Raw genomic sequence first — 16744 nt, 5'->3', positions numbered from 1 at the left:
TTATGTTTGGTCATAGTAGGCCTCATTTCTACCACAAACGTCTCACACTTAATTCCACCATAAAAATCCGTTTTAGACTAATTTCCACTTTGGTCAGATAAGTGGAAGTTACTTTGAGAAGTTTCCTAAGATTTTGAAAATGAACTTGATTTGGGGAATCAAGTCTTTTTTAGCGCATTTGACTTCAATTGTGATAAAATAGAGGTGAACGATTTTTTACAATGAATGATAAAAATAGAGGTAAATATGACAATCGGTATTGATAAGATTGGTTTTGCGACCAGTCAATACGTTTTGAAATTACAAGATTTAGCAGAAACCCGAGGAATTGATCCTGAAAAATTGAGTAAAGGACTCCTTTTAAAAGAATTGAGTATTGCTCCTTTAACAGAGGATATTGTGACCTTGGCTGCCAGTGCAGGGAATTCCATCCTGACAGAGGAAGAAAAGCAAGAGATTGATATGGTTATCGTAGCGACAGAATCTGGAGTCGATCAAAGTAAGGCGGCTGCGGTTTTTGTACACGGTCTACTTGGAATTCAACCTTTTGCTCGTAGTTTTGAAATCAAAGAAGCTTGCTATGGTGCGACTGCGGCCCTTCACTATGCTAAGTTACACGTAGAAAATTCTCCAAAATCAAAAGTTTTGGTACTAGCCAGTGATATTGCAAGGTATGGTGTTGAAACTCCTGGGGAACCAACTCAAGGAGCAGGTTGTGTTGCCATGTTGATTAGCCAAAATCCACGTGTTATGGTCTTCAACAACGATAACGTTGCGCAGACTCGTGATATCATGGACTTTTGGCGTCCAAATTATTCAACGACACCATTTGTAAATGGAGTCTACTCAACACAGCAGTATCTTGATAGTTTGAAAACGACTTGGGAAGAGTACCAAAAGCGTTATGACTGTAACTTGGACGATTTTGAAGCTGTATGTTTCCACTTGCCATATCCAAAGCTAGCTCTCAAGGGTTTGAAGAAAATTCTCGACAAATCCTTGCCTCAAGAGAAGAAGGACTTGCTTCAAAAGCACTTTGATGAATCTATTATTTATAGCCAAAAAGTTGGGAACATTTATACAGGTTCACTCTTCTTAGGTCTCTTGTCTCTTCTTGAAAATTCTGATAGTCTCAAAGCTGGGGATAAGATTGCTCTCTACAGCTATGGTAGTGGTGCTGTATCTGAGTTCTTTAGTGTAGTATTGGTTGAAGGTTTTGAAAAGCAATTGCGGAAAAATCGCTTAGAGTTGCTAGACCAACGTCAAGCATTGAGCGTAGCTGATTATGAACGAATCTTCTTTGAGGAAGCCCAATTAGATGAGTCTGGATCAGCAACGATGTCAGGTTATGAAGGGCAAGACTATGCCCTTGTTGAGATTGTAGACCACCAACGTCGCTACAGCAAGGTTGAAAAATAATGAAAAAAAATTGGAATGGATTTGCTAAAAAATCAATTCAAGAGCGCCTAGAGCTAGTTAAGTCTCAGGCGCTTACTTCTATGGAAGCCCAAGAAAGTCTTGAGCAGAATGAAAATCTCAGTCTAGCAGTAGCGGACCAATTGAGTGAAAATGTAGTAGGAACCTTCTCACTTCCATACTCAATCGTTCCAGAAGTTCTGGTAAATGGTCAAGAATACACAGTTCCCTATGTGACCGAAGAACCATCTGTAGTTGCTGCAGCTAGTTTTGCCAGTAAGATTATCAAACGTGCTGGAGGTTTTACAGCTCAAGTTCATCAGCGACAAATGATAGGTCAGGTTGCTCTTTATCAGGTTCCGGATAGAGAGCGAGCTTGCCAGGCTATTTTGAGTCAAAAGGCGGAATTGCTGGAACAAGCAAACCAAGCCTATCCTTCTATTGTCAAACGTGGTGGTGGAGCTAGAGAGCTAACAGTTGAAAAAATTTCTGGTGAGGCTGACTTTTTAGTGGTTTATCTCCATGTCGATACTCAGGAAGCCATGGGAGCTAATATGCTCAATACCATGCTTGAAGCTTTAAAACCAAGTCTAGAGGCTCTCAGTCAAGGGCAAAGTTTAATGGGGATCCTATCCAACTACGCAACTGATTCGTTAGTAACAGCAACTTGTCGGATTGCTTTTCGTTATTTGAGCCGACAGAAGGATGAGGCGCGTGAGTTGGCAGAAAAAATGGTTTTAGCCAGCCAGTTTGCCCAAGCCGATCCTTATCGTGCAGCGACTCACAACAAGGGAATCTTTAACGGAATTGATGCTCTCTTGATTGCTACTGGAAATGATTGGCGTGCTATTGAAGCGGGAGCGCATGCCTATGCGAGCCACGATGGTGTCTATCAAGGTCTTAGTCGTTGGACTATGGATTTGGAAACAGAAGAGCTAATTGGAGAGATGACCATGCCGATGCCGGTTGCTACCAAGGGTGGATCAATTGGTCTTAATCCTCGAGTCGTACTCAGTCATGAGTTGCTTGGTCATCCATCTGCCAAAGAATTGGCTCAAATTATCGTTTCGATTGGTCTCGCTCAAAACTTTGCAGCACTTAAAGCTTTGGTCAGCACAGGGATCCAGCATGGACACATGAAACTTCAAGCAAAATCTCTAGCACTTTTAGCAGGAGCTACAGAGAAAGAAGTACCTAAGCTAGTAGAAAGCTTGATTGCTGAAAAAACTTTTAATTTAGAAAAAGCCCAAACTCTTTTGAAAAACTTAAGATCATAAGAAAAACTCAGACTGGTTTGATTTTTTGCGCTTTTTACTGTTTTTTTAAATAAAAGAAACTCAAATACAGAATCGTATTTGAGTTTCTTAATTCAACGACAGTGTTTGACAGTTTTTCTATTTTTGTTCAAAAAAACAAGATGTATGCATTGATAACGCTTTGATTTTTATTATAATATAACTGTAAATTATTAAGATTGGTAATCAAAAAAATATAGAGAGGAGGATTTTTGATTATGAATAAAAAAATAAAAATGGTAAGTGTTGCATTACTTAGTACAGTAATATTGAATATAGCACTTACAGAAGGTGTTTCAGTTGTTCATGCTAATGAGGTGGCTTCAGCTACAAAATTTGGAAATACTTTTAAAGATTTATCGGAAGAATCTATTTTATTAATTTTAAAAGCAGTAGATGAAATGCCACAAGGAATGTTGGAAAGAGGGAATCAGGAAGAAATTGATAAATATATGCTTAGTAAAGGTATAGATTTAAAATTTGATAATGAAGTACAGTTCAGAGACTTTTGGGGATGTGTCGGTGCAGTTGCTTGGGCAGTAGGATCTGCTGCTGTTGGTATTGGTATGCTTGTTAAAATTAAACAATTTATAGCAGCAGTAGGAGGTATCAAGGCAGCCGCTTCTGCTTTAATATCCATTGCTGAATCTGGAGCTAATTACGACAATATTACAAAATTTGGATATGCTGTAGTTGACATGGGGTCTACTATTTTGGGAATTAAGGCAATTGGTGATAACTGTTTTGAATAAGAAATACAATATAGTTTTATTTTTATTATTTATAGTCTATTTGTTTGGGTACTTCTCAATTTCAAAAAATTTAATTCCTATAATGTGTGTGATCCAAATATTTTTGTTAGAAAATATATTTAAATCTCAAAATAAGCTTATCCAAATAGGTAAAATTATAGTTATTATTGCTTCTATAATATTATTTATTGATAGTATACTAAATTAAGAGTCTGAGAACTATTTTGTCTCAGACTCTTTTTGTTTAAATACTTTTACCTGGTAAGAGGCTGACTGGTAAGAAATAACCAGTCGTGGCAACTTCTTTTCCTTCGATTTTTTGAAGTAGTAAATCAACTGTCAGGCGAGCAATTTCTTCCAAGGGTTGTTTAATGGTAGTGAGGTGAGGGTAGAAATTCTCAATGAAATAAGTTCCATCATAACCGATAACCTTGAGTTGTTCTGGAACAGAGATACCAAGTTCCTGAGCAATCTTCATAACCAAGATGGCTGTTAAATCGTCTGATGCGAAAATAGCATCTGGTTTTTGTTTGGTTAGGATAGTTTTGATTTCCATTTCTTTTCGAAGGGGTGAAAAGTCACTGGAAACATTGATAATGGGAGCCTTGGGTAAGATTGAAGCAAAACCAGCATGGCGAAGTCCAGTTGGTGAATTGGAGTTATCATTACCTGTAATCATAATGACAGACTTAGCTCCAGTTTTCGCTAAAGTTTGAGCTGCAAGGACTCCACCAGCATAGTTATCAGAGGAAACGACAGGAATGTCTGGTGATAGGTTACGGTCAAAAGAAATAATTGGAGCTGTTACGCGATTGTAGTCTTCAATCCCTAAGTTATGGCTACCAGAGATAATGCCGTCCACTTGGTTGGCTTCTAGCATTTCAAGATATTCACGTTCTTTTTCCGAATCGTGCTCACTGTTACAGATGATTGTCTTGTAGCCTTTTTTGAAGAGTTCGTGTTCCAATTTGTCAATCAATTCAGCATAGAAAACATGGCTGATTTTTGGGAAAATCAACCCAATTAACTTGGCTGATTTCCCTTGGAGGCTACGAGCTAGGTTGTTGGGTTTATAACCCAACTCCCGCATAGCTTCATTGACCTTTTGAATAGTTTTTTCAGACAGATAACCTTTTTTATTGATAACACGTGAAACAGTAGTAGGGCTGACGCCAGCTAATTTTGCGACATCAGTTAGTTTTGCGACCATATTCTAATTCGTAGTATGTTCCAGTTGGGTTTCCAGATTTAATGAGGATTCCATTTTGATCTTCATGAGGGAAGACACGACCAGAAAATACTTTTTCTCCTTTATTGATGAAAATTTCAAAGACTGAATTATCGATGAAGATATTTACAGTAGTAGCTTGGTTGTCGATTGAACATGAGCGAGTAGTTCCAAATTCTTGAGCATATTGCTCACCTGCTTGACTGCGGTCAACAGTAACTTGACCATTGACAAGGTCAAAATTGATGGAGAGTCCCTTACCGTCTTTATCTGCAAGAAGAACGATTTCACTTTGACTATTAACTGCTAAGTTAAGTTCGAGTTCGTAGGTGTTTTTGGTTTCAGAACGATTTGAAAACTCCTCTTTTGAGGTACGGAGTTCTTTGATAGCAGCTACAGGATACTGATAGAGTTTGCCATCTTTAATGGTTAATTCTTTGACCAATGAGAAAGTCCCTTGGTGATCAAAACGATCAGATGGATAAGACACATCTGGCAAACCAAGCCAACTAACAGCAAGAGCGCGTCCATCAGGGGCATTGAAGGCTTGAGTGGCATATGCTTCGAAACCATAGTCTAGATTGTGTAGTTCAGAAACATCTACCATACGTGCATTTTCAGGATCAAAGGAAGCACCAATTTTATACATATTTGGATAGATATTGTCATAGTCAAGAACCTTTTTATCCAAACCTTGTGGGCAGTAGAGAAGGACAGGTTGTTCTCCGACAAAGACAAGATTTGGGCACTCCATCATATAGGCAGTGCGGTCATTGTTGAAGTCCAAATCACCAACTTCTTGCCAGTTTGTATAATCGTTATCGACTGCTTTGTAGAGACGGACAAATCCTTTTTTCTCCAGGTCTTGTCCACCAACGATTGCGTAGTATTGTCCTTTAAAGTTAAAAATCTGTGGATCGCGGAAGTGGTCAGTAGCATCAGCAGGTTGATCAATCAAAACTTTGTCAATTTTTTCAATCTTACCGTCCTTATCCATCAAGGCACCAATCTGATAAGGGTGGCGAACCCAGTTTTCATCACGGACATTTCCTGTATAGAAAAGGAACAATTGGTTGCCAAATTGCATAGCAGATCCAGAGTAAGCGCCGTGGCTATCCAGTGGAGTATCAGGCAAGATTTTAACACCTGTTTCAGTAAAGTGCACCAAATCGTCACTCTCAAGTTGAACCCAAGATTTCAAGCCGTGGGCTGCTCCAAAGGGGAAGTTTTGGTAAAAGACAATCCACTTACCATCAAAATAAGAAAAACCGTTTGGATCGTTGAGAAGTCCTTCCTTTGGTTCAATGTGATAGCTGACATGCCATGGGGATTGCGCCATCTTTTCTTGGATTTCTTTTCTTTCTTCTTGTGTCCAATCTTCATAACGTCTGTAACGACGTTCAGTAGTCCATTCCATTTCTATTTCCTCCATAAATTCTACTATCTTAATAGTAAACGTTTCCTTATAAAAAAGCAAGTCTTTTACACTAAATTAAAGAAAAAAATGTCAAACGATTGACAGAATCTAGGAACGTAATTTTATGAAAAATGATGAAAATATGGAAGTTTTTGAAAACTTTAAAGTAAAAACCTTGATTTTAGAGGGTGTTATGGCTGTGTTGATGAAAAAAATAGCAAAAACAATCAAAAAATAAAAAATAGCAAAATTTTTTCTGCAAAACGCTTGACATATTTTTAAAACGTGATAGAATAATATTCGTGAGGCGAGTAAAATCGCTTTCAAACAAGAACAAATTTTTTTATAAGGAGATTTTTGCAAATGACCAATACAGAAATTGCAAAAAAAGTCATCGAAGCCTTGGGTGGACGTGAGAACGTTAACAGTGTAGCCCACTGTGCGACTCGCCTTCGTGTTATGGTGAAAGATGAAGCGAAGATCAACAAAGATGCTATCGAGAACTTGGAAAAAGTTCAAGGTGCTTTCTTTAACTCAGGTCAATACCAAATCATTTTTGGTACAGGTACAGTAAACAAGATGTACGACGAAGTCGTAGCTCTTGGTTTGCCAACGACATCTAAGGATGAGATGAAGGCAGAAGCTGCTAAACAAGGAAATTGGTTCCAACGTGCCATCCGTACTTTTGGTGACGTCTTTGTTCCAATCATTCCAGTTATCGTAGCAACTGGTCTCTTCATGGGTGTTCGTGGGCTCTTGAATGCTCTTGGAATGACACTTCCAGAAGATGTGACAACTTACACTCAAATCTTGACTGACACAGCCTTCATCATCTTGCCAGGTTTGGTTGTTTGGTCAACCTTCCGTGTATTCGGTGGTAACCCAGCCGTTGGTATCGTTCTTGGTATGATGCTCGTTTCTGGTTCACTTCCAAATGCCTGGGCTGTTGCGTCTGGTGGTGAAGTAACTGCAATGCAGTTCTTCGGATTTATCCCAGTTGTAGGTTTGCAAGGTTCAGTTCTTCCAGCCTTCATTATCGGGGTTGTCGGAGCTAAGTTTGAAAAAGCAGTTCGCAAGGTTGTTCCAGATGTACTTGACCTCTTGGTAACACCGTTCGTAACACTCCTTGTAATGTCAATTCTTGGATTGTTTGTTATCGGACCAGTCTTCCACGTTGTTGAAAACTACATCCTCATTGGAACTAAAGCAATTCTTAACTTGCCATTCGGACTTGGTGGTTTCTTGATTGGTGGAGTTCACCAATTAATCGTCGTATCAGGTGTTCACCACATCTTCAACTTGCTTGAAGTTCAATTGCTTGCTGCTGACCATGCTAACCCATTCAACGCTATCATCACAGCTGCCATGACTGCTCAAGGTGCTGCGACAGTAGCCGTTGGTGTGAAAACTAAAAATCCTAAACTTAAAACACTTGCTTTCCCAGCTGCTCTTTCTGCCTTCCTAGGTATTACTGAGCCTGCTATCTTCGGGGTTAACTTGCGTTTCCGTAAACCATTCTTCCTTTCATTGATTGCTGGTGCAATCGGTGGTGGATTGGCATCTATCCTTGGACTTGCTGGTACTGGTAATGGTATCACAATCATCCCTGGTACAATGCTTTACATTGGTAACGGACAACTTCCACAATACCTTCTTATGGTAGCTGTATCATTCGCTCTTGGTTTTGCTCTTACTTACATGTTTGGTTATGAAGATGAAGCAGAAGTGGCTTCAGAAGCTACAACTGAACGTTTGGCTGACGAAGCAGTAACTGGTACTGTTGTTGCACCTAGCGAAGGTGTCATCCAAACACCAATCGTTGGTGACGTAGTTGCCCTTTCAGATGTTAATGACCCAGTCTTCTCAAGTGGAGCTATGGGACAAGGTATCGCTGTAAAACCTAGTCAAGATGTTGTTTACGCCCCAGCTGATGCTGAAGTGACAATCGTCTTCCCAACAGGACATGCTTATGGTTTGAAAACTGCAAACGGAGCTGAAATCTTGATCCACGTGGGTATCGACACTGTTTCAATGAACGGTGAAGGATTTGACCAAAAAGTTGCTCAAGGTGACAAGGTTAAAGCTGGAGATGTTCTTGGAACATTTGACTCAGCTAAGATTGCTGCTGTAGGTCTTGATAACACAACAATGGTTATCGTGACAAACACTGCAGACTTTGCTTCAGTAAATCCAGTTGCTTCTGGATCAGTTGCTAAGGGTGATGCAATCATCGAAGTTAAAGCTTAATAAATCAAAAAAACGAACAAATGTCATGTTTGTTCGTTTTTGATTGAATCGTAAAATTTACAGAGGAAAAACTAAAATATAGAGCAACTTTCCTTCTGGAATTATGCTATAATAGAGAAAATAAAAACTAGAGGTTTATCATGACAAAATTATATGGAAGCTTGGAAGCGGGCGGTACAAAATTTGTCTGTGCTGTCGGTGATGAAAACTTTAACATTGTAGAAAAAACACAATTTCCAACAACAACTCCTATCGAGACAATCGATAAAACCATCGAGTTCTTTTCAAAATTTGATAATCTTGCAGGTCTTGCAATTGGTTCATTTGGTCCCATTGATATTGACAAAAACTCAAAAACTTATGGCTTTATCACAACAACTCCAAAACCTCACTGGGCAAATGTGGACTTGCTTGGTTCCCTTCGTCGCGCCCTAAACGTGCCAATGTACTTCACTACAGACGTAAACAGCTCTGCCTACGGTGAAGTGGTTGCCCGTAATAACGCAGGTGGCCGTATCGAGAACTTGGTTTACTACACAATCGGGACAGGGATCGGTGCAGGTGTCATCCAACGTGGGGAGTTTATCGGTGGTGTGGGTCACCCTGAAATGGGTCACTATTATGTGGCTAGACACCCAATGGATATTGAAAAAGAATTTAAAGGTGTTTGTCCTTTCCATAATGGATGTTTGGAAGGCTATGCAGCTGGTCCAAGTTTGGAAGCTCGTACAGGTGTTCGTGGGGAAAACATTGAACTCAATAACTCTGTCTGGGATGTTCAAGCCTACTATATCGCTCAAGCTGCGGTTAATGCGACAGTGACTTTCCGACCAGATGTCATCGTCTTTGGTGGTGGGGTTATGGCTCAACAACATATGCTTGACCGTGTACGTGAGAAATTCACAGCCCTACTCAATGGCTACCTACCAGTTCCAGATGTACGTGACTATATCGTGACTCCAGCTGTTGCTGGCAATGGTTCAGCTACACTAGGAAACTTCGTTCTTGCTAAGAGCGTTGCAAAATAAGAATATAGCAAAACTCCCAACTGAGAAAGTTGGGAGTTTTGCTTTAGTCTTTTTCTATTTTTGTTTCCTGATGGAAAATATTTTGCCAAGTTTCGTGACGGCGCCAGATACTGGTATGAATGGTATCGCCGACTTGGTAGCGGATGAGTTTAGTCTTTTGACTGATAGAAGTTAAATGAAGCTCCTTGATAGCAGAGGTCAGTTCTTTTTCAGCCTTATAGGCATCCTTGTCCAGTTCTTGTCCGTCTTGGCGGATATAAATGAAATCTTCTGCAAGTAACTCTTCCAGTTGATTTCCTTGGTCAATCAGTTGCTCTCTCATGAGCAATTTTTTATAGACATTATCTAGAATTTCATCCTCAGGGATTGGTGCTGGTTCGATATGAATGTCTGTATCAAAGACACCAAATCGATCTGATAACATGGATTCAACCTGGTCCGCAATTTCATGACTCTCATAAACAGAGAGATCTGGGTTCATTTCCAGAGTAATGTCCAGATAAATGTTGCTTCCGTAAGTACGACCGCGTTGAGATTTGACCTTGCTAATCTTAGGAATTTCCATGATAGCTTTTTGGTAATCTTCCAGCAAGTGTTCATCAAAACCATCAGAAAGGCTGAAGGATGACTCGATAAAGATGTCATAAGCAGTTTTAAGAATAAAGAAGGTAATGATAATAGCGACCAACTTATCCACGATTGGATAGTTGAAGCTACTTGCCAGGATAGCAATAGAAGTTCCAAGAGATGTCACGGCATCTGACAAATTGTCCTTGGCTGCTGTCTTGAGAGCTTTGGACTTAGCTTGCTTACTCAGATGGGTATTGTAGAGATAAACGGCAAACATGATGATAGCAGAGATGATTCCTAGAGTCGCCCCAAGTGGGTCAATGACCGTTTGCTCTCGGCTGAGTATCTTTTGAATGGTGTCCCGTAGAACATCAAAGCCAACGTAAAACATGATGATGGAAGTGATGAGACTTGCCAAATCCTCTATTTTCCAGTGGCCGAAGCGATGATCTCTATCTGCTGGTTGGCGAGCCAAACGAATCCCAATGAGGAGGGCCACATTTGCGACAATATCTGAAACGTTGTTGAAACCATCCGCCACTAAACTGGACGAATGAAGGAGGTGCCCTGTAGCTAACTTAGCTGCAGACAAGAATAGATAGGTTAAAATACTGATAATCGCACCACGTTCAGCCAATTTCAAGTTTGAAAACGATTGATTCATGTAACTCCCTTTCTAGGATTTTCATATCCTATCATTATACTGGTTTTCCATGGAAAATTCAAATGGAGGGGTCAGTATAAAGGGGATAAAAATCAGAAAATACTTTTTTTTTTTTAGGAAAAATGATAGAATGTTATTTGGAAGTTTGTGCCCTTTATAAGGGGATATTAGTAGGTGATAAAGGAGATTCCATGAAAACATTAGTCGTCATCCCAGCACTCAATCCACCTTCAGATTTGTATAATTATATAGTTAAACTGAAAGAAGCAGGGTTGGAAAATATTTTAATAGTAGATGATGGGAGTAGGAGAGAGTTTAAATATATTTTTGAACAGTTAAGAGATGAACAAAATTGTAGGATATTAACTCATGCAAAAAATTTAGGTAAAGGTCGAGCACTAAAAAATGCCTTTAACTATTTTTTGACAATGTCAGATGTAGAAGAGTTTAATGGAATTGTTACTGCAGATTCAGATGGTCAACATAGAGTTGAGGATGTCTTATCTATGGTAGATACGATTTCTAATTATCCTGATTCACTAATTTTAGGTTGTCGAGATTTCGATACTGAAAATGTACCACCAAAAAGTAAATTCGGTAATAAACTGACCAAATTAGTATTTAAACTACTTTATGGGAGAAAAATAACAGACACTCAAACGGGATTACGAGGATTTCCGAAAGCAATATTAAATGAAATGTTAGAGATTCCAGGTGAACGTTTCGAATATGAAACCAAAATGCTCATTCATACGTTTGATAAAGCTATCCCAATACAAGAAATTACTATTGAAACGATTTATTTTGATGGTAATGCGGAAACACATTTTAATCCTATTAAAGACTCATTGAAAATTTACAAAGTAATCTTTGCTTCATTCTTTAAGTATTTATTATCATCTCTTTCTTCTTTTTTGCTAGATATTGGATTGTTTCAGTTCTTCCTTTGGGGGGCCTTAGCTGTAGGAATTCATAGGGGAGCATTATTAATCTTACTATCGACTATTTTGGCAAGAGTAATATCATCTTATTTTAACTTTACAATGAATAAAAACTTTGTCTTTGATGGTGAAAAAAGAATACAGAGAACGATTGTAAAATACTATAGCTTGGCTGTTTTCCAAATGTTGTTATCCGCAGCAATGGTGACGGCTCTTTGGAATATGTTTTCAGGATCTGAAACTGCCATAAAAATAGTAGTTGATACAATTTTGTTCCTTGCTAGTTATCAAATTCAAAGAAGGTGGGTGTTTAAATAGTGTCCAAAGTATTTAAAAATCATAGAGATTTATTTTTGAGTTTAATCAATGCATATTGCTTAACTCTAATGTTAACTTTTAATAGACCTATCCCCATCACTGGTTTGAAAACGTTTTTAAAACTGTTTCAAGCAGATACAACAATTTCTGTAACATTATTTATCTTATCATTATATTTTTTTTCAAAAATAAAGATACCAAAATTAAAAACAAGAGAAAACGTAATAGTGAGTCTATTTGGATTAATACTTTCGATTCTTCATATCGTTGGGAGTGATATTACATATACACACTCTACGTTGAGAGGGACTGTAAATAAGTTTTCGATTGGAGCTTTTTTGATATTAGTGGGGATTTCATTTTTTTCAATTAATACCTTATTAAGGTTATTAGTGAATTGGTTTCATCAACAAAAGTTGAAGTCTACTAATATGGAGCAGACAGTTTTTAGAAAAAAACTATATCTGTCAATGTTTTTACCATTTATGGCGATACGTGTACTATTTTTCTTTATTTTTTTTCCAGGTTCTACGACTTGGGATAGTATGTATATTATTGAGGAAGGGTTAGGATATTGGCCCCTGACTAATTCACACCCATATATATATACGTGGATAGTTAGTTTGTTTTCGAAAATAGGAATTAAGTTTTTTGGAAGCTTAGGGATAGGTGTTTCAATCTTTAATTTTCTCACACTAGTTGTGACATCTGTTATTATAGTTTTTGTTCTTTATAAATTGTTCGAGATTTTCAACATAAATAAATATTTAAAAGTTGGATTGTTTATTTTTTATGCTTTTTTCTCTAATTTTATTATAACAAGTTTCACTATGTATAAAGATGTGTATTTAGTTAATTTTTTGCTCCTATTTTTCTTATCAATGGTTTTGATAAACTATTTACCTGTCCGCTTTTTTTCCAGTACTTATAGTTTACCCTTATTTGTATTATCCTTTTTAGGGGTTTATATGCTACATAGAAAAGCAGTAATTTACGTATTAGTCGGTGTTGTTGTACTTTTCTTGTATAGTAAGTTGTATAAGAAACAAATTGCAAAATATGTGATTATTTCAGTCTTGGTAACCTTGCTAATTAACGCATTGGGAACAATTGCATTAAGACCAGAAGCATCAAAGAAGAAGTATGACTATTTATCATCACGATTTCAACAATTAGCAGCCGCTGTTTATTATCACCCAGAAAGTTTTACTAAATCTGAATTGGAATTCTATGATTCAACATTGGGACTAGATAATAATAAAAATTTTTTACAAGGCGAAGCGGATCCTATAAAAAATAAAATGGAAAATGAGCAGTTTAAGGGAAAAGAACGGGAGTTCTTTAAAATCTGGTGGAAGGGATATAGAAATCATCCTAAGACATATATTGATGCTGTATTAAATTTATCCGTTTCTTATTGGTACATATATAATTTACCTGATATGGCTTATGTTTCAAGTTATTATGAAGCGATGTATAGTCGTGAAAATAACTGGTTCGGTAATAAAAAAATATATGACAAAGGTATGAGTTTTTCTCAGGAAGAAACTATACATAGCAACCTGTATAAATATGTTTATGAATTACATTGGGCGTTGGGAGATTTATCGACTATTGAATTGCTTTATAGACCAGGTTTTTATACAATCGTATTAATACTGATACTAATGCTAGCTATCTTAAAACGAGATAAGAGACTTCTGCCAATAGTATTTTTTGTTTTATCCATTATTTTAACATGTATTTATTCTCCAATTGTAAATTATTTTAGATATTCTTATGCATATATGATGATTATTCCATTACTACTTCCTTTATTGTTTTTAAAAAATTCTGAGCAATTGCAGGATTAATATGATAGTTTATTCCTTGAAAACTTTTGAAATTCTGATATAATAGAACTACTCAAGGGAGTAGCTGGCGGGAAACCGCGATAGTGTCGTCATTACGAATTATTTCCGGCACTATATTAAACAGCGAGACTTGTTTTTTTAAAAAACAGGTCTCTTTTTTTGTAAAAAGAGGCCAAAAAGGAGGAGACTGTTTTGTCAAAAGAACAAAATAAAGACTTGTTTTACACTCAAACCGCAGAAGAAGTCCTAAAGAAATTGGACTCATCTATCGAAGGTTTGTCAACTGCTCAAGCTCAAGAACGCTTAGCGACTTATGGTCGTAATGAGTTGGAAGAGGGTGAGAAACGTAGCCTACTAGCTAAATTCCTTGATCAATTTAAGGATTTGATGATTATCATCTTGCTTGCGGCAGCGGCACTTTCTGTGATTACAGAAGGAATGGACGGTCTAACGGATGCTATTATCATCTTGGCCGTTGTTGTCTTGAATGCTGCCTTTGGGGTTTACCAAGAAGGGCAAGCAGAAGCAGCTATTGAAGCTCTGAAAAATATGTCTAGCCCGATGGCCCGTGTTCGTCGTGATGGTCATGTTATTGAGATTGACTCGAAAGAATTGGTACCTGGAGATATCGTCTTGCTTGAAGCTGGAGATGTGGTGCCTGCCGATATGCGTTTGCTTGAAGCGGCGTCTCTTAAAATCGAAGAAGCAGCTCTTACAGGGGAATCTGTCCCAGTTGAAAAAGATGTGACAGGACTTGTTGAAGCAGATGCTGGTATCGGGGATCGGGTTAATATGGGTTACCAAAACTCAAATGTAACTTACGGTCGTGGTATTGGTGTCGTGACCAACACTGGTATGTATACAGAAGTTGGTAAGATTGCGGACATGTTGGCCAATGCAGATGAAACGGAAACACCGTTGAAGCAAAGCTTGGAACAATTATCTAAGGCCTTGACTTACTTAATCATTGTGATTGCAGTGATTACCTTCTTGGTTGGTGTCTTTGTTCGTGGAGAACATCCATTAGAAGGCTTGATGGTGGCGGTTGCTCTTGCAGTAGCGGCTATTCCAGAAGGGCTTCCTGCCATTGTAACCATCGTTCTATCTTTGGGAACTACAACCCTTGCAAAACGTAATTCGATTGTCCGTAAATTACCAGCGGTAGAAACACTTGGTTCAACAGAAATCATCGCATCTGATAAAACAGGTACTTTGACCATGAACCAAATGACGGTTGAAAAAGTTTATACCAACGGTCAATTGCAAAGCTCGGCATCTGAAATTGCTGCTAACAACAATACGCTACGTATCATGAACTTTGCCAATGACACCAAGGTGGATCCATCTGGCAAGCTGATTGGGGATCCAACGGAGACAGCTCTTGTACAGTTTGGTTTGGACCACAACTTTGATGTTCGTGAAGTCTTGGAAGATGAGCCACGTGTAGCTGAATTGCCATTTGACTCTGATCGTAAGCTCATGTCTACCATCCATAAGGAAGCAGATGGCTCTTACTTTATCGCTGTCAAGGGTGCGCCTGACCAATTGCTCAAGCGCGTGACTCGTATCGAAGTCAATGGGGAAGTTCGCCCAATCACAGAAGAAGATAAAAATGCCATCCTTGCAACCAACAAAGACTTGGCTAAACAAGCCCTTCGTGTCTTGATGATGGCTTACAAGACAAGTAACGAAATTCCAACCTTGGAATCTGAAATTGTTGAATCTGACCTTATTTTCTCTGGTTTGGTCGGCATGATTGACCCTGAGCGTCCAGAAGCTGCAGAAGCTGTTCGTGTAGCTAAAGAAGCAGGGATCCGTCCAATCATGATCACAGGTGACCACCAAGATACAGCGGAAGCTATTGCCAAACGTCTCGGAATCATCGATCCAAATGATACAGAAGATCATGTCTTCACTGGTGCGGAGTTGAATGAACTCACGGATGAAGAATTCCAAAAAGTCTTCAAGCAATACTCTGTTTATGCTCGTGTATCACCTGAGCACAAGGTTCGTATCGTGAAAGCATGGCAAAATGAAGGTAAGGTTGTTGCCATGACAGGTGACGGGGTCAACGATGCACCATCACTTAAGACAGCTGACATCGGTATCGGTATGGGGATTACTGGTACAGAAGTTTCTAAGGGAGCTTCTGATATGGTCCTTGCTGATGATAACTTTGCAACCATTATCGTAGCGGTAGAAGAAGGACGTAAGGTCTTCTCAAATATCCAAAAATCAATCCAGTACCTCTTGTCTGCTAATATGGCTGAGGTCTTCACCATCTTCTTTGCAACCTTGTTTGGTTGGGATGTGCTTCAACCAGTGCATTTGCTATGGATTAACCTGGTAACAGATACACTACCAGCCATCGCCCTAGGTATTGAACCAGCTGAACCAGGTGTCATGACCCACAAACCTCGTGGTCGTAAGTCTAACTTCTTTGATGGTGGTGTCTTCGGAGCAATCATTTATCAAGGAATCTTCCAAACCATGCTGGTTTTAGGTGTTTATGGTTGGGCTCTTCTTTTCCCAGAGCACCAAAGTCATACTGAAATCCATGCGGATGCCCTTACCATGGCTTTTGCAACTCTCGGTTTGATCCAATTGCTCCATGCCTTTAACGTTAAGTCGGTTTACCAATCTATCTTTAAAGTGGGACTCTTTACTAACAAGACCTTTAACTGGTCTATCCCAGTTGCCTTCGTCCTCTTTGTGGTGACAATCTTGGTTCCTGGATTTAACAGTCTCTTCCACGTGTCACACTTGAGTTTGACTCAATGGATGGTGGTCGCTGTAGGAGCGCTTATGATCGTGGTCCTTGTTGAGATTGTCAAAGCAATCCAACGAGCACTTGGAAAAGATAAAAACGCTATTTAAACAATTATGAATGTACTGACCCCAAAAAGTTAGACAATTAATTTATTCAAAGGATTTAGTTCTGTATTGCACAGGACTGAGTCCTTTTAGTTTTACCTTAATTCGTTTGTTGTTGTAATAATCAATATAGTTTACAAT

The 16744-nt window shown here is 38.6% G+C and carries 12 protein-coding genes; 8 read left to right on the top strand and 4 right to left on the bottom strand.

All coding sequences use genetic code 11. From position 1 onward, the window contains the following. Window positions 1–246 precede the first annotated feature (246 nt). From QM406_RS09340 to QM406_RS09330, 3 genes are all read left to right on the top strand, one after another. Window positions 247–1419 carry a hydroxymethylglutaryl-CoA synthase gene (locus QM406_RS09340; protein WP_414274069.1) on the top strand — a complete coding sequence of 391 codons (1173 nt, stop codon included), beginning with the start codon at window positions 247–249 and terminating at the stop codon, window positions 1417–1419. After that, complete coding sequence (locus tag QM406_RS09335; protein WP_414274068.1) at window positions 1419–2693, top strand: hydroxymethylglutaryl-CoA reductase, degradative; 1275 nt, start codon at window positions 1419–1421, stop codon at window positions 2691–2693. Before QM406_RS09340 ends, QM406_RS09335 begins: the two co-directional genes overlap by 1 nt. Window positions 2694–2929: 236 nt before the next feature. Beyond that, entirely contained in the window at window positions 2930–3463 is a 534-nt protein-coding gene (locus QM406_RS09330) for a hypothetical protein (RefSeq protein ID WP_414274067.1), read from the top strand. Between the two features lie 244 nt (window positions 3464–3707). Here QM406_RS09330 and QM406_RS09325 read toward each other — a convergent pair whose 3' ends face one another. Both QM406_RS09325 and QM406_RS09320 read right to left on the bottom strand, forming a co-directional pair. Next, entirely contained in the window at window positions 3708–4673 is a 966-nt protein-coding gene (locus tag QM406_RS09325; protein WP_414274066.1) for a LacI family DNA-binding transcriptional regulator, read from the bottom strand. Next, window positions 4654–6108, bottom strand: coding sequence for a sucrose-6-phosphate hydrolase (locus tag QM406_RS09320; protein ID WP_414274065.1), 1455 nt, complete (start codon window positions 6106–6108; stop codon window positions 4654–4656). Before QM406_RS09320 ends, QM406_RS09325 begins: the two co-directional genes overlap by 20 nt. Before the next feature lie 363 nt (window positions 6109–6471). On the opposite strand from QM406_RS09320, the gene QM406_RS09315 reads away from it, so the two are divergent. Together QM406_RS09315 and scrK are read left to right on the top strand one after the other, a co-directional pair. Beyond that, window positions 6472–8355 (top strand): sucrose-specific PTS transporter subunit IIBC, encoded by a 1884-nt coding sequence (locus tag QM406_RS09315; RefSeq protein WP_075231430.1) that lies wholly within the window; start codon window positions 6472–6474, stop codon window positions 8353–8355. Window positions 8356–8495: 140 nt separating this feature from the next. Then, window positions 8496–9383 (top strand): fructokinase ScrK, encoded by an 888-nt coding sequence (scrK, locus tag QM406_RS09310; RefSeq protein WP_414274064.1) that lies wholly within the window; start codon window positions 8496–8498, stop codon window positions 9381–9383. Window positions 9384–9426: 43 nt separating this feature from the next. On the opposite strand, the gene QM406_RS09305 is transcribed toward scrK, so the two are convergent. Beyond that, on the bottom strand, window positions 9427–10617 hold the full coding sequence (locus tag QM406_RS09305; protein WP_414274063.1) for a cation diffusion facilitator family transporter: 1191 nt from the start codon (window positions 10615–10617) through the stop codon (window positions 9427–9429). A 191-nt stretch (window positions 10618–10808) separates the two neighbouring features. On the opposite strand from QM406_RS09305, the gene QM406_RS09300 reads away from it, so the two are divergent. The 3 genes from QM406_RS09300 (at window position 10809) to QM406_RS09290 (ending at window position 16606) form a co-directional block, all read left to right on the top strand. Beyond that, window positions 10809–11876, top strand: a complete 1068-nt coding sequence (locus QM406_RS09300) for a bifunctional glycosyltransferase family 2/GtrA family protein (RefSeq protein ID WP_075231426.1) — start codon at window positions 10809–10811, stop codon at window positions 11874–11876. Then, window positions 11876–13729 (top strand): DUF6020 family protein, encoded by a 1854-nt coding sequence (locus QM406_RS09295; protein WP_075231425.1) that lies wholly within the window; start codon window positions 11876–11878, stop codon window positions 13727–13729. The genes QM406_RS09300 and QM406_RS09295 overlap by 1 nt, the downstream gene beginning before the upstream one ends. A gap of 192 nt (window positions 13730–13921) precedes the next feature. Next, window positions 13922–16606 carry a cation-translocating P-type ATPase gene (locus tag QM406_RS09290; protein WP_414274062.1) on the top strand — a complete coding sequence of 895 codons (2685 nt, stop codon included), beginning with the start codon at window positions 13922–13924 and terminating at the stop codon, window positions 16604–16606. A gap of 42 nt (window positions 16607–16648) precedes the next feature. Here QM406_RS09290 and QM406_RS09285 read toward each other — a convergent pair. After that, window positions 16649–16744, bottom strand: a 96-nt coding sequence (locus QM406_RS09285) for an IS3 family transposase (protein ID WP_414273886.1), incomplete at its 5' end; no start/stop codon positions are given.

Origin of the sequence: Streptococcus infantis, assembly GCF_047465035.1 — a bacterium.
In the GTDB taxonomy this organism is placed as follows: domain Bacteria; phylum Bacillota; class Bacilli; order Lactobacillales; family Streptococcaceae; genus Streptococcus; species Streptococcus infantis_T.
This window is presented reverse-complemented; position numbering and strand designations above follow the sequence as displayed.

What these genes read in the sequence shown, in the direction of transcription:
- QM406_RS09340 (WP_414274069.1), top strand. Translation starts at nt 247, where the DNA reads ATGACAATCGGTATTGATAAGATTGGTTTTGCGACCAGTCAATACGTT.
- QM406_RS09335 (WP_414274068.1), top strand. Translation starts at nt 1,419, where the DNA reads ATGAAAAAAAATTGGAATGGATTTGCTAAAAAATCAATTCAAGAGCGC.
- QM406_RS09330 (WP_414274067.1), top strand. Translation starts at nt 2,930, where the DNA reads ATGAATAAAAAAATAAAAATGGTAAGTGTTGCATTACTTAGTACAGTA.
- QM406_RS09325 (WP_414274066.1), bottom strand. Translation starts at nt 4,673, where the DNA reads ATGGTCGCAAAACTAACTGATGTCGCAAAATTAGCTGGCGTCAGCCCT.
- QM406_RS09320 (WP_414274065.1), bottom strand. Translation starts at nt 6,108, where the DNA reads ATGGAATGGACTACTGAACGTCGTTACAGACGTTATGAAGATTGGACA.
- QM406_RS09315 (WP_075231430.1), top strand. Translation starts at nt 6,472, where the DNA reads ATGACCAATACAGAAATTGCAAAAAAAGTCATCGAAGCCTTGGGTGGA.
- scrK (WP_414274064.1), top strand. Translation starts at nt 8,496, where the DNA reads ATGACAAAATTATATGGAAGCTTGGAAGCGGGCGGTACAAAATTTGTC.
- QM406_RS09305 (WP_414274063.1), bottom strand. Translation starts at nt 10,617, where the DNA reads ATGAATCAATCGTTTTCAAACTTGAAATTGGCTGAACGTGGTGCGATT.
- QM406_RS09300 (WP_075231426.1), top strand. Translation starts at nt 10,809, where the DNA reads ATGAAAACATTAGTCGTCATCCCAGCACTCAATCCACCTTCAGATTTG.